Origin of the sequence: Actinomadura sp. NPDC048955, from assembly GCF_040649435.1 — a bacterium.
GTDB lineage: Bacteria > Actinomycetota > Actinomycetes > Streptosporangiales > Streptosporangiaceae > Spirillospora > Spirillospora luteofluorescens.
Genome location: NZ_JBEZJI010000053.1, coordinates 1 through 12287, shown reverse-complemented (window position 1 = coordinate 12287; position 12287 = coordinate 1). Strand labels below are relative to the sequence as shown.

12 protein-coding genes and 1 pseudogene are annotated in these 12287 nt (G+C 73.0%); 8 read left to right on the top strand and 5 right to left on the bottom strand.

Annotated elements, in window-relative coordinates; genetic code table 11:
- Positions 1-32 precede the first annotated feature (32 nt).
- Together AB0C84_RS35160 and AB0C84_RS35155 are read right to left on the bottom strand one after the other, a co-directional pair.
- The gene (locus tag AB0C84_RS35160; protein WP_361074750.1) at positions 33-2099 is read right to left on the bottom strand and encodes a hydantoinase/oxoprolinase family protein; all 2067 of its coding nucleotides are present in this window, start codon (positions 2097-2099) and stop codon (positions 33-35) included.
- Positions 2096-3787 carry a hydantoinase B/oxoprolinase family protein gene (locus AB0C84_RS35155; protein WP_361074748.1) on the bottom strand — a complete coding sequence of 564 codons (1692 nt, stop codon included), beginning with the start codon at positions 3785-3787 and terminating at the stop codon, positions 2096-2098. The genes AB0C84_RS35160 and AB0C84_RS35155 overlap by 4 nt, the downstream gene beginning before the upstream one ends.
- Before the next feature lie 226 nt (positions 3788-4013).
- Between AB0C84_RS35155 and AB0C84_RS35150 the strand changes: the two genes are divergently transcribed.
- Genes AB0C84_RS35150 through AB0C84_RS35140 form a run of 3 tightly spaced genes read left to right on the top strand, consistent with a single transcriptional unit; the run spans position 4014 to position 6605 of the window.
- Complete coding sequence (locus AB0C84_RS35150) at positions 4014-4760, top strand: PIG-L deacetylase family protein (protein WP_179844193.1); 747 nt, start codon at positions 4014-4016, stop codon at positions 4758-4760.
- 28 nt (positions 4761-4788) lie between these two features.
- A complete protein-coding gene (locus tag AB0C84_RS35145; RefSeq protein WP_361074746.1) occupies positions 4789-5523 on the top strand; it encodes a 4-carboxy-4-hydroxy-2-oxoadipate aldolase/oxaloacetate decarboxylase in 735 nt (244 codons plus the stop codon).
- Positions 5520-6605 (top strand): 4-oxalomesaconate tautomerase, encoded by a 1086-nt coding sequence (locus AB0C84_RS35140; protein ID WP_361074744.1) that lies wholly within the window; start codon positions 5520-5522, stop codon positions 6603-6605. Before AB0C84_RS35145 ends, AB0C84_RS35140 begins: the two co-directional genes overlap by 4 nt.
- Positions 6606-6626: 21 nt before the next feature.
- Here the strand turns inward: AB0C84_RS35140 and AB0C84_RS35135 are convergent, their stop codons facing one another.
- A complete protein-coding gene (locus tag AB0C84_RS35135; RefSeq protein ID WP_258944674.1) occupies positions 6627-7304 on the bottom strand; it encodes a GntR family transcriptional regulator in 678 nt (225 codons plus the stop codon).
- Positions 7305-7440: 136 nt separating this feature from the next.
- Entirely contained in the window at positions 7441-8088 is a 648-nt protein-coding gene (locus AB0C84_RS35130; RefSeq protein WP_361074742.1) for a TetR/AcrR family transcriptional regulator, read from the bottom strand.
- A 134-nt stretch (positions 8089-8222) separates the two neighbouring features.
- Between AB0C84_RS35130 and AB0C84_RS35125 the strand changes: the two genes are divergently transcribed.
- The gene (locus tag AB0C84_RS35125) at positions 8223-8906 is read left to right on the top strand and encodes an SRPBCC family protein (protein WP_361074740.1); all 684 of its coding nucleotides are present in this window, start codon (positions 8223-8225) and stop codon (positions 8904-8906) included.
- Between the two features lie 30 nt (positions 8907-8936).
- Here the strand turns inward: AB0C84_RS35125 and AB0C84_RS35120 are convergent, their stop codons facing one another.
- Positions 8937-9692, bottom strand: coding sequence for an XRE family transcriptional regulator (locus AB0C84_RS35120; RefSeq protein ID WP_361074738.1), 756 nt, complete (start codon positions 9690-9692; stop codon positions 8937-8939).
- A gap of 265 nt (positions 9693-9957) precedes the next feature.
- Here AB0C84_RS35120 and AB0C84_RS35115 point away from each other — a divergent pair, with 265 nt between their 5' ends.
- The 4 genes and pseudogenes from AB0C84_RS35115 to AB0C84_RS35100 all read left to right on the top strand — a co-directional run.
- Positions 9958-10401 carry an ATP-binding protein gene (locus AB0C84_RS35115; protein WP_361074736.1) on the top strand — a complete coding sequence of 148 codons (444 nt, stop codon included), beginning with the start codon at positions 9958-9960 and terminating at the stop codon, positions 10399-10401.
- 55 nt (positions 10402-10456) lie between these two features.
- Positions 10457-10993 (top strand): SigE family RNA polymerase sigma factor, encoded by a 537-nt coding sequence (locus AB0C84_RS35110; protein ID WP_312879238.1) that lies wholly within the window; start codon positions 10457-10459, stop codon positions 10991-10993.
- Positions 10990-12042 carry a hypothetical protein gene (locus AB0C84_RS35105; protein ID WP_361074734.1) on the top strand — a complete coding sequence of 351 codons (1053 nt, stop codon included), beginning with the start codon at positions 10990-10992 and terminating at the stop codon, positions 12040-12042. Before AB0C84_RS35110 ends, AB0C84_RS35105 begins: the two co-directional genes overlap by 4 nt.
- A 44-nt stretch (positions 12043-12086) precedes the next feature.
- Positions 12087-12287: pseudogene (locus AB0C84_RS35100) on the top strand (deoxyribose-phosphate aldolase); the annotation flags it as partial.

Below are 12287 nucleotides of genomic sequence, written 5' to 3'. Positions count from 1 at the left end.
CGGATAGATCGGCTCGGGGCGCTGAGAGGTGGTCATTCGCCGTCTCCGCTCGTGATGGTCATGACGAGATTGCCCATGTCGTCGACCCGGACTGATCCGGAGGGGCCGACGACGACCGTCGACTCGGTCTCCTCGATCAGCGCGGGCCCGCTGACGGTGCCGCCCGGGGCGAGGGCCGCCCGGCGGTACACCGGTGTGTCCGTGTAGTCGCCGATCTCCGCGAAGTACGCGGGGCGGGAGCCGACGGGGTCCGTGGAGTGCGCGGTGGCGCCGGTGGCCAGTTCCACGGTCTTCACCACGGGCGAGGAGAGCGCGCGCAGCCGCCAGGAGATGACCTGGGCGGGCATGTCCTTGAGGACCCGGTCGAACCGGGTGCGGTACTCGGTCTCGAAGGCCTCGACCAGGCCGGCCGTGTCGTGGCCGCGGACGACGTCCAGCGGGATCGGCACCGTCAGCTCGTATCCCTGGCCCACGTACCGCATGTCGGCCGCGGCCTCCAGCCTGACGTCCGCGGGGTCGACGTCCGCCTCGTCGAGCTGGGCGCGCGCCTGGCCCTCCAGGTCCTTCAGGACGGCGTCCACGGCGTCCCAGTCCGGTTCGTCGAGGGGGACGACCAGCGACGTCGTGCACTCGACGGCACGGGGCGCCACCAGCATGCCGATCGCGGACGCGACACCGGCCCCGCGCGGGAAGACGACCTCCCCGATGTGGAGGAGCCGGGCGACGTCGTAGGCGTGCACGGGCCCGGCCCCGCCGAAGGCGACCATCCGGTAGCGGCGCGGGTCGCGCCCCTGCTCGGAGATGTAGAGGCGGGCCGCGGTCGCCATGGCGTTGTTGACGACGTCGGCGATGCCGGCGGCCGTGGCGCGCCTGTCGGTGCGCAGGCCGGCGGCCAGCGCGTCGAGGGCCCGTCCCGCGGCGGCGGTGTCCAGCGTCATGGCGCCGCCGAGGAAGCTGTCCGGTGCGAGGTAGCCGAGCTCCAGGTCCGCGTCGGTGACGGTGGGCTCGGTGCCGCCCTTGCCGTAGCAGGCGGGGCCGGGGACGGCGCCGGAACTGCGCGGGCCGACCTTGAGCAGCCCGAGGTCGTCGATCCAGGCGATGCTGCCGCCGCCGGCGCCGATCTCGATGAGGTCGACGGTCGGGACCCGGACGGGGAACCCGCTGCCCCGCTTGAAGCGGTGGGCGCGGGCCACCTCCATCAGGTGGGTGCGCGCGGGCGCGCCGTCGTGGACCAGGGAGACCTTCGCGGTCGTCCCGCCCATGTCGAACGCGACCACGTCCTCGAACCCGCAGGTCGTCGCCATGTGGGCGGCGGCCATGGCGCCGGCGGCCGGTCCGGACTCGACCAGGGCGATCGGCCGTTCGGAGGCGGCGCGGGCCGTGGTGATGCCGCCGTCGGACAGCATGATCATCGGTGGGGTGCCGAGCCGGTCGGCGAGCCGCCGCAGGTACCGGGTGGCCAGCGGCTGCACGAAGGCGTTGGCGGCCGCGGTGGAGAACCGCTCGTACTCCCGGATCTCGGGCGCCACGTCGGCGGAGGCGCAGACCGTGAGCTCGGGGAACGCCTCCCGCAGGATCTCGGCCGCGCGCCGCTCGTGCACCCCGTTGCGGTAGGAGTTGATGAACCCGACGGCGACCGCCCGCACGCCCTGGTCGAGGAGCCGGCGGCCGGCCTCGCGCACCGCGTCCTCGTCGAGCGGCTCGACCTCGGAGCCGTCCGCCCCGATCCGCCCGTCCACCGTCAGCCTCAGGTGCCGGGGCACCAGCGCCTCGGCGCGGCGCAGGAACAGGTCGAAGGTGTCGTAGCGCAGCTCGTTGGCGATCTCCAGGACGTCGCGCCACCCGGTGGTGGTGATCAGTCCGGTCGGTGCGCCGCGGCGCTCGATCAGCGCGTTGGTGACGAGGGTCGTGCCGTGCACGACGAGCGGGGCCCCGCCGAGGGCGTTCAGTCCGTCGATGATGGCGTCGGTCGGGTCGTCCGGGGTGGTGGGGAGCTTGTGCACCTCCACCACGCCGCGGACGGGGTCGTGGACGGCGACGTCGGTGAACGTTCCGCCGACGTCGACTCCGGCGATTCTGGGTACCTGGTTCTCGTTCACAGTCCGTAGACCTCCCGGGCCGCGGTCTCCGAGACGAGTCCGGCATGGACGTCGGCCCGGACGGCGTCGCGGTCGCGCTCGGCCGGGTCGCCGTAGCCGCCGCCGCCCGGATAGTCGATGTTGATCCGGTCTCCCGGACGGATCCTGCTGCGTCCCTTGAGCGGGAAGCCGTCGCCGCGGCCGTTGACCGTCACCCGGGAGGCCCCGCCCGGGTGGCCGCCGAGGATGCCCTCGGGGCGGTTGCGGACGTGTTCCACGAAGAGGGAGAGCGTGCACTCGCCGGGGGCGAGCAGCTCGATCTCGACGTTCTGCCCGAGCCCGCCGCGGAACATGCCCGCGCCGCCGGAGTCGGGGAGGAGTTCCTTGCGCCGGATCCGCAGCGGAGCGGTGGCTTCCAGGGCCTCCATGGAGCCGGCCTCGATGTTGGAGGGGAAGCACGTCGTGGACAGGCCGTCGGCGACCGGGCGGGCCCCCATGCCTCCGTTGATGAACGGGATGGCGGTGAACTGCCTCCCGGACTCGTCGCGCGGGCCCGAGATCACGGCGCGCAGCGACGGTGCGCTGCCCGATTCGGCGATCACCCGGTCGGGGATGACGGGCGCCAGGGCCTTGTAGAGGGTGATGGCCAGGCAGTGGCCGACGAGCTGGCGGGCGTTGACCGGCGCGGGGTAGCGCGGGTTGAGGATCGAACCCTCGGGGGCCGAGACGGTGATGCAGCGGTAGGAGCCCTCGGCGCGCGGGGTGTTCGGGTCGAGCACGCACTTGAGCGGATAGCAGGTGTACGCGTCGGTGTAGGGCTTGACCACGTTGAGCGCTCGCGTCACCTCGGGAGAGGTGCCGGTGTAGTCGACCGTCATGGCGTCGCCCTGGACGGTGACGGCGACCTCCAGATGGACGGCCTCCCCGTCCATCGTCCCGTCGAGGTCGTGGGCGGCGCGGTAGGTCCCGTCGGGGATCGCGGCCACCGCCCGGCGCATCGACTGCTCGGAGAGCCGGCAGATCTCACCGGAGATCTCGTCGAGGGACTCGACGCCGGTCTCGTCGGCGAACTCGACCAGGCGCTGGGCGGCGGTCCTGCCGGCGGTGACCTGCGCCATCAGGTCCCCGACCACCTCGACCGGCATGCGCAGGTTCGCCCGCAGGATCCTCAGCAGCGTCTCGTTGAGTTCGCCCTGCTCGATGAGCAGCATCGGCGGGATGAACATGCCCTCCTCGTAGACCGAGCGGGTGTCGGCGGACCAGAGGGCGCCGCTGATGTCGGCCATGTGGGCGATGCTGCCGGTCCAGCCGAGGAGGCGGCCCTCCCGGAAGACCGGGGCGACGACCGTCACGTCGGGCAGGTGCCCGGAGGTGATCCAAGGGTTGTTCGTGCAGGCCACATCGCCGGGCCGCCACTGGTCGGCGGGGCGCCAGGCGAGCATCTCCGCGAGGGTCACGCCCATCGTCATGTTGAAACTCGGGATGCCGATGGTGTTCTCGGCGATCGCGTTGCCGCGGGCGTCGAAGACGACGCAGGCGAAGTCGTTGGACTCCGTGACGATGGGCGAGAAGGCCGTTCGTTTCAGCGTCGTCGCGGCCTCGTCGGCGATGGCGATCAGCCGGCTCCAGAGGATCTCCAATGTGATCGGATCGATGCGCGCAGAGGGCGCCAGCTCCTCATCGGCGGCGCCGATGTCGACTGCGGTCATAGCCCACTCCCTCCGTTGACCTGGGTAAAGGTGGGTGGCCCTATGGTTGGCGCGCCCCCGGCGCGCTGTCAACTATTCTGGCGAACAATTTTGTGCACCCAGATTGTTGACAATCCGTCGAGCACCTCACATGCTGAAGTCGGCCCGCCACTTGAGGCGCCCCGCCGCACCCCCGAAGAGTCCTCCCGGGTCGGCGGGCGAGGAGCCCCCAGAGATGAGGTAGAGCATGTCCACACGTCCGCCGGAGAGCCCGGCATCGCTTCTGGTCGTCAGCGCCCACGCCGGCGACTTCGTCTGGCGCGCGGGAGGCGCGATCGCGCTGGCCGCCGAACGGGGCGAGAGAGCCACCGTCGTCTGCCTGAGTTACGGCGAGCGCGGCGAGTCCGCCCGCGCCTGGCGTGAGGGCAGGCGGCTGGACGAGATCAAGGAGATCCGGCGCGCCGAGGCCGAGAACGCCGCGAAGGCCCTCGGCGCCGAGGTCGTCTTCCTCGACGCCGGCGACTACCCCCTGCGGGAGACCCCCGAGCTGGTCGACCGCCTCGTCCGCGTCTACCGCGACGTGGCCCCGAGCGTCGTCCTGACCCACACGCTCGCGGACCCCTACAACGGCGACCACCCGGCCGCCGCCCGCATGGCCCTGCAGGCGCGCGTCCTCGCCCAGGCGATCGGGTACGACGCGCCGGGCGACCCTCTCGGCGCCCCGCCGGTGTTCTGCTTCGAACCGCACCAGCCGGAGATGTGCGAGTTCCGCCCCGACGTCCTGCTCGACATCACGTCCACGTTCGAGCGCAAGCGCGCCGCGATGGAGTGCCTGCCCGCCCAGCAGCACATGTGGGACTACTACACCGATCTGGCCCGGCGGCGCGGCGTGCAGCTGAAGCGGAACGCGGGGCCGAACCTCGGCCTGCCGCACGCCACGATGGGCGAGGCCTACACGCGGCTCTACCCGCAGGTCACGGGGGCGCTGGCATGAGCGGCGGCCGGATCCGGGAGGAGTCCTGATGGAGAACGTGATCGTCACCGACCCGCCGCGCGCCCCGCTGGACCGGGTCGACGCGCTGGCCGCCCACGGCGTGGCCACCGTCCACGAGGCGCTGGGCCGCGCCGGGTACCTCGGGCCGGGCATCCGGCCGGTGCATCTCGGCTCGCGCATCGGCGGGACGGCCGTCACCGCGCTCTGCTGGCCCGGCGACAACCTCATGGTCCACGCCGCCGTCGAGCAGTGCCGCCCCGGCGACGTCCTGGTCGTCGCGACGACCTCGCACTGCGCGGACGGCCTGTTCGGGGAGCTCTTCGCCACGGCGCTGATGAAGCGGGGGGTGCGCGGGCTGGTCACCGCGACCGGGGTCCGCGACGTCGACGACCTGCACCGCCTCGGCTTCCCCGTGTGGTCCGCCGCGGTCAGCGCGCAGGGATCCGTCAAGGCCACGGGTGGGTGCGTCAACACGCCCGTCGTCATCGGCGGGCAGACGATCCGCCCGGGGGACGCCGTCCTGGCCGACGACGACGGGGTGGTGTGCGTCCCCCGGGCCGCGGTCGACCGGGCGCTGGAGGCGTCCCAGGCTCGCGCGGACAAGGAGGAGGCGGCACGCGCCGCCTTCCGGGAGGGCGAACTCGGCCTGGACCGGTACGGGTTGCGGGCCACGCTCGTCCGGCTCGGCGTCCGCTATGTCACCGCCCAGGAGTACGCCGCGGAGCGCGCGGCCGAGGACCGCGCGATCGGGAGCGCCTCGTGACGGCGGGAACGGCGGACGGCGGCGTGCCCTGCATGCTCATGCGCGGGGGCACGTCCAAGGGCGCGTACTTCCTCGCCGGCGACCTTCCCTCCGACCCCGCGGAACGGGACGATCTGCTGCTGCGCGTCATGGGCACGCCCGACCCCAGGCAGATCGACGGGCTGGGCGGGGCGACTTCCCTGACCAGCAAGGTCGCGGTCGTCTCGCGCTCCACCAGTCCCGGCGCCGACGTCGACTACCTCTTCCTCCAGGTGGGCGTGGACGAGGCCGTGGTGAGCGACCGGCAGAACTGCGGCAACCTCCTGGCGGGCGTGGGGCAGTTCGCCGTGGAGCGGGGGCTCGTTCCGGCCGGCGACCCCGAGACCGTGGTGCGCGTCCGCATGGTCAACTCCGGCAGCGTGGCCCGCACGCGCTTCCCCACCCCGGGAGGCGCCGTGCGGTACGCCGGCGGCACCGCGATCGCCGGCGTCCCGGGGACGGCGGCGCCGGTCGTGCTGGAGTTCGCCGACACCGTCGGGTCGGCGACCGGCCGGCTGCTCCCCACGGGCAGCGTGCGGGACGTGGTCGACGGGATTCCCGTCACCTGCGTCGACAACGGCATGCCGGTGGTCGTCGTCGCCGCCGCGTCGCTCGGCCTGAGCGGCCACGAGTCCCACGATGCGCTGGCCGCCGACCGGCGGCTGCTGGAACGCGTCGACCGGTTGCGGATCCGGGCCGGTGCGCTGATGGGGCTGGGGGACGTCACCTCGTCGTCCGTCCCGAAGACCACGCTGGTGGCCGAGCCGGGGGACGGCGGCATGCTCGCCACCCGGACGTTCATCCCCGTCAGCCCGCACACCGCGATCGGCGTGCTGGGCGCCATCTCCGCCGTGACCGCCGTGCGCCTGCCCGGCGCCGTCGGCCACGACCTCACCGCGTCCTGGCCGGCCGGTGGCACCCGCGTGGACGTCGAGCACCCGACGGGGCACCTGGTGATCGAGGTGGACGTCGACCCGGCCGCCGAGCCGCCGGCGGTACGGCGCAGCGGCGTCGTGCGGACGGCGCGCAAGCTGTTCGACGGGACGGCGTTCCCCCGCGGCTGAGGCGCCCGGCCGCCGGCGGCCTCACTCGGCCGGGAGCGGTCCCAGCGCCAGCTCGTCGCCCTCGCCGAGGGCCCTGATCACATCGAGGACGTGCTCGCGCATGGCCGCCTCGGCGGCCTCGGCGTCCCCGCCGGCGACGGTCGTGATGATCCGCAGATGCTGGGGCAGGGACTCTCCCGGCCGCCCGGGGCGCAGGGCCAGCCGGAAGCGGTGCCGGACCAGCTGCGCGTGCATGCCCTCCAGCATCTCCATCGCGACCGGCTGGGCCGCGATCTCCCGGATCCGGGCGTGCAGCCGCTCGTTCAGCTGCGAGTACCGGAGCGGGTCCCCGTCCCGGACGGCCGCCTCCATGCTCGCGCCGATCGCGCGCAACTCCCCGGCCTCGTCCTCGGTGACGTTCTGCGCGGCCTTGCGCGCGCACAGACCCTCCAGCACCATGCGGCACTCGTACATCGCGATCGCCTCGGCGACGGTGATCACGCGGACCCGGGCCCCGCGGTTCCTGATCCGCTCGACGAGTCTCTCGGCGGTGAGCTCCACCAGCGCCGTGCGGACGGCCGCCCGCTTCACCTGGAGCAGTTCGGCGAGATCGCCCTCCACCAGCCGCTGCCCCGGGGCCATCTCGCCCGCGAGGATCAGCGCGCGCAGCCGGTCGGCCGGGCTCTGGTCATCGGCGGCACGACCGCTCCCTCGGGACACCAACGGGGACTCCCCTCCGGATGCCCGCCGGGACTCGACGGGTGCCTATATTCGCACCAATATTAGCGCCATTTTCTCCGGCACCGAGGGCGCGGGGGTGGTTCGCGTCGCGGCCCGGGGCGTCCGGACCGCCGGGTCAGCGCGTGGCCAGGCCGTCCACCTCGGCCGCGAAGAGCTCCGCCGGGTCGAAGCCCATCCCGGCGAAATGGCCCGCGAGCTCCAGGGACAGGACGCCGTGGCAGCGGGTCCAGAACGTCAGGGCGCGGTGCAGGGCCGCGGGCGGCGCCGGATGATCGCCCGCCCAGTCGCGGTGGCCCTCCAGATGCGCTCCGAACGGCGTGGCGGGCTCCTCCGGGAAGGAGGCCGCGCAGGCGTCGAGCAGGATCGCCATGATCTCGTCCGAGACGGCCGTGGTGTCGTCCGGCGCGTGGTAGCCGGGCACGGGGGTGCCGTAGACGAGGAAGTACCGGTGAGGGTCTTCCAGGGCCCAGCTCCGCACCGCGTGCGCGAGGCCCGCCAGGCCGGCGCCCGCCTCGGACGCGGAGCGCAGCGTGCCGGCGAGGCTCCGGTACGCGTCCCGGACGAGCTCGGTGATCAGCTCGTCGCGCCCGGCGTAGTAGCGGTAGAGCGCGGGCCCGCTCATGCCCACCCGCTTGGCGATCGCGTTGAGGGAGAGCGCGGACGCGCCCGCCGCGGCGATCTGCTCCCACGCGCGTTCCTTGATCTCCGCACGCACCTGCGCCCGGTAGCGCTCGCGCGGGCTCCCGGTCTCCGCCGCCGCCATGACGGGCCCCTCTCCGCCGCCGAAGCTACACCGCCAAGAATTAGTTAGAAGGTATCACTGAACCCGTTGACGCCCGGCGGCCCGTGCGGTTATAACTTCTAACGAAAGCAGGAGCTTCTATCGAAAGGAACGCCATGTCCAGTCGTCCCTTCCCGGTCCCGTCCGGCCGGCGGACGCGCGCGACCGTGATCACGCTCTCGCTCGCCGCCGCCGGACTGCTCGCGGGAACCGTCATTGCCGCCCACGCCGCTCCGGTCCACGCCGCTGCCCGCCATGGCGGGGCTCGGCCTGACGGGGCCAAGCCGCAGTGCCGCGGGGAGGGCGTCGACCCCGCCGCCCGCATCCGCTACCGGACCGACATCCTGATCAAGGCGCCGCTGAGCACCGTCTTCGAGCTCCAGACGGACGTGGAGCGCTGGCCGGACTGGCAGCGGCCCGTCCTGTCCATGGAGCGCCTCGACCCGGGCCCCCTCCGCAGAGGGTCGCGGTTCCGGTGGACCACGCCCGCGCCCCCCACCCCGACGACGCCCGCCACGACGCTGACGATCACCTCCACCGTCCGGCAGCTCCGGCACGGCGGCTGCATCCTGTGGAGCGGCCCCGCGATCGGCGACGGGGTCCGCATCGACGAGGGCGTCCACCTGTGGACCTTCACCAGGGTCAGGGGAGGCGTCCGCGTGCACACCGAGGAGACCTGGACCGGCGACCAGGTCGAAGCGGACGTCCCCCTGGCCACCGAGATCCTCGGGCAGGGGCTGCGCGCCTGGCTGGACGACCTGAAGGCCGCCGCCGAGGCCCGCGCCGGCCACCGCCGGTGACGAAGCGCCGCCGGTGACGAGGCGCCGCCGCTACTGGGCCGCGAGCTCGGTGGTGGCGCGCCCGCCGTTCCAGAGCTCGGCGACGTGATAGGCGAAACGGTCGTACAACCCGTCTTCTTGCTGCCGCTTTATGTGGAACATGGGGGAGTCATGGCCCACGAGAAAGGCGAGATGCGGCGTGACCAGCATTTCGTCGTCGAAGACGAAGACGCTCATGGCGATGTGCTCGTCACCGAAGCGCATGTCGATGCCGGGGGTTTTCAGGATCTTGGCCAGCTCGTCGAGAGTGACCTTGATCCGCGTGCTCACGGTGAGCGGAACGGATTCGAGTTCCTCGCGGCGCCGGGTGGTCTCGCTTTCGGGATCTCCGAGCAGGAATCGGATCTCGCAACCGCGTTCGGCCTTGCGGCGCAGCGCGGCCCCGAGATTGGGGATCTCCAGCCAGAGGAAGTAGTTGGTGTAGCCGGCGAAGGTCAGTTCCCTGGTCGCTCCGCTGATGAGGCGGCGCCAGACGGCTCTGGGGCAGGCGGAGCGGTAGGGGTACACCGCGACGACCTCGCGGTCCGCTCCGATCTTCATGTTCTTGCGGATGGCGTCGGGCCACAACATGCCCTCATCAACTCCCAAGGCGTCCGAGGCCGCCCAGCGGTGACGCGGGTGTGGCGTGCGACCTTCCTCGGCCACCCACCGGGCCACCGTCTTCGCGTCCACCTGACATGCTTCGGCGAGATCCCGCTCCGTCAGTCTCGCACGGGTCATGGCCTGTCGTAGCGCGTCATTGGTCACGCCTGCAACCCCTCTAACGGACGGGCGGGACGTTCTCAAAATTAACTCGAAAACGTTCTGGACGTCCCGGGAACGGTGTTCATTCGTCCACTCTCCGTGACCGATCCTCGAGTTTCGAGACGAGGCGGGCCCGGACGCGGGAGATCACCCCGGCCGGACCCTTGACCGGAAGGGCAATTCCGGCCATGGCGGATATCGCGGGCGAACTGCTGGAGAAACCGGCGGAGGCGTTACCGGAGGGGCGGGGCCGCGCCGGGGCGGCCGGGTGAGCGCCCGCGCCGTCGCCGACCACGGGCTGGACACGGCGTTCCTGGCGGCGTGGACGGCCCCGGCCCAGGTCCGGATGCAGCTGTCGCTGCGGCTCGCCTCCTGGGGCATGGCTGGCATCACCGGGGACGTGGCGCTGATCGCCAGCGAGCTGGTGACGAACGCGGTCCGGCACGCGGGCGACGGAGAGATCCGCGTCCGGTTCACCCGGGAGGCGCGCGGGGTCCTCCTGGAGGTGTGGGACGCCTGCGACCGGCGGCCGGTGTGCAGGCGTCCGGCGCCGTCCGCGGACGCCCCGCCGCGGACCCCGGCCCCCGACCCGGGCTACGACTACGGCATGGGCGGCCGCGGCCTGCTGATCGTCGAGGAGCTGGCGGCGCAGTGCGGCGTGGTCCCCACCGAGCCGCGCGGCAAATGGGTCTGGGCCCGGGTCGCCCTGTGAGGAGTTCCGGGCGCGGGCGTGCAACCTTTCGCGGGGGCCGGCGCATCAGGAAGGTGTGGAGCAGTCGAGGAGCGCGCGGTCGGCGAGCCGTGACGAGGAGTTCACCGCCTACGTGACGTCGCGGATGGCGTGGTTACGCAGGGTCGCGTACCTGCTGTGCCAGGACTGGCACCGGGCGGACGACCTCGTCCAGTCCGCGATCACGCGCCTGTACCTGCACTGGCGGAAGGCGTCGGCGGCCGAGAACCTCGACGGCTACGCGCGGACGGTGCTGGTCAGGGTGTTCCTCGCCGAGCAGCGCGGCGGCTGGCGGCAGCGGGTCCGGGTCGTCGACCGGATGCCGGACGAGGCCGCCGAGTCCGCCGACCACGCGGGCCGGATCGACCTGCGGTCGGCGCTGGCGGCGCTGCCTCCGAGGCAGCGGGCCGCCGTGGTGCTGCGGTTCTACTGCGACCTGTCGATCGAGCAGGCCGCCGGCGTCCTGGACTGCTCGGCCGGGACGGTCAAGAGCCAGACCGCGCGCGGTCTGGACGCGCTGCGGCGCGCACTGGAGCCGGCATGGGATCTCGCGGAAGGGGAGAAGCCGGCATGAACGACCTCAAGGAGAGCCTGGAACGCCTCGCGGACGCCCCCGCCCCCGCCTCGGCCGTGGACGTCGCGGCGGCGGTGGCGCGGGCCCGGCGGATCCGGCGGACGAGGAGGGCGGCCGCCGCCGTCGTCGCCGTGGGCGTCACCGCGGCCGTCGCGGTGGTCGCGCTGCTCCCGTCGTCCGGTGACCGTTCGAGCGGGGTGGTGGTCACGGCCAAGTATCCGAGCCCGCTGGTGGAGAAGGCCGCCTTCGGGTGGCTGCCCCCCGGCTACGCGCGGACGCGGGTCACGCAGGACGAGCAGCGTGCGACGGTGTTCACGGCGTCCGCCGGGCGCGGGCCGGGGAGCATGGCGATCGAGTTGAGCGTGCTCCCGCCGGGGGTGCGGCCGGGCGTCCCGCGGCTGCCGGGAGGACGCAAGGGGCGCCTGACGAGGGCGGCGCCGGTCAACGGGCGCCCCGCCTACTGGTCGATCAAGCCCGGCGGCCCGGGGTCGGCCCAGGTGGCGGCGGAGTTCCGGTGGGAGTACCGCCCGAAGACCTGGGCGCTGCTGTCGGTCAACGACCGCGCCGTCGCCGACTCGGCGACCGTCCAGCGCATCGCGGCGGGGGTGGGCTTCGACGGCGGACGGCCGGCGGCGTTCCCCGTGCGCGTCACCGGGCTCCCGGGCGGGTTGAAGATCACGAGGGTCTGGGCCGGCACGCTTCCGGACGCCATGTTCTCCTTCGCCGTCCCCGGGCGGGACGGCGAGCTGATCATCTCCCTGACCCCGGCCCGTCCGCGCGGCCGGTCCTCCGACGCCAACACGACCGTCGACGGGCATCCGGCGTTCGACACGCGGCTGCCGCACCCCGGGCCGACGATCGGCCGGGTGCCCGCGTCGAAGTCGCAGATCCTCAATGTCTACGGGGTGCGGGGGTTCGACGTCGGCCTCCAGGCGACCGGGGAGCCGCTGCGCCGCCTCCAGGCCGGGGGCGGACTGACGGGCCTGTACCGCCGGACCACTCCGCTCGGCGCCGACCCGGCCCGCTGGACGACCGAACCGTTGCGCTGAGCGCCCGTTTTGTGCCTGGGGCGTCGTTCGGCGATGCTTGGGGAGTGTCAACGGAGACTCTGAACAGCGCCGCCGAGCTGCGCGCCTTCCTGCACGGCCTGCCGGGTGTGGACCAGGTCGGTGCGGAGGAGCGGGCGGCGCGGCTCGCCACCCGGTCGGTCAAGACGTCGGCGAAGGCCGAGGCGATCGATCTGGCGATCTCGATGGTGGATCTGACCACGTTGGAGGGTGCGGACACGGCGGGG

Excerpts from the sequence above, each read along its gene's own strand:
- AB0C84_RS35130 (WP_361074742.1), bottom strand. The coding sequence starts at position 8,088 with ATGGCGGCGGCGGAGACCGGGAGCCCGCGCGAGCGCTACCGGGCGCAG.
- AB0C84_RS35145 (WP_361074746.1), top strand. The coding sequence starts at position 4,789 with ATGGAGAACGTGATCGTCACCGACCCGCCGCGCGCCCCGCTGGACCGG.
- AB0C84_RS35150 (WP_179844193.1), top strand. The coding sequence starts at position 4,014 with ATGTCCACACGTCCGCCGGAGAGCCCGGCATCGCTTCTGGTCGTCAGC.
- AB0C84_RS35105 (WP_361074734.1), top strand. The coding sequence starts at position 10,990 with ATGAACGACCTCAAGGAGAGCCTGGAACGCCTCGCGGACGCCCCCGCC.
- AB0C84_RS35155 (WP_361074748.1), bottom strand. The coding sequence starts at position 3,787 with ATGACCGCAGTCGACATCGGCGCCGCCGATGAGGAGCTGGCGCCCTCT.
- AB0C84_RS35125 (WP_361074740.1), top strand. The coding sequence starts at position 8,223 with ATGTCCAGTCGTCCCTTCCCGGTCCCGTCCGGCCGGCGGACGCGCGCG.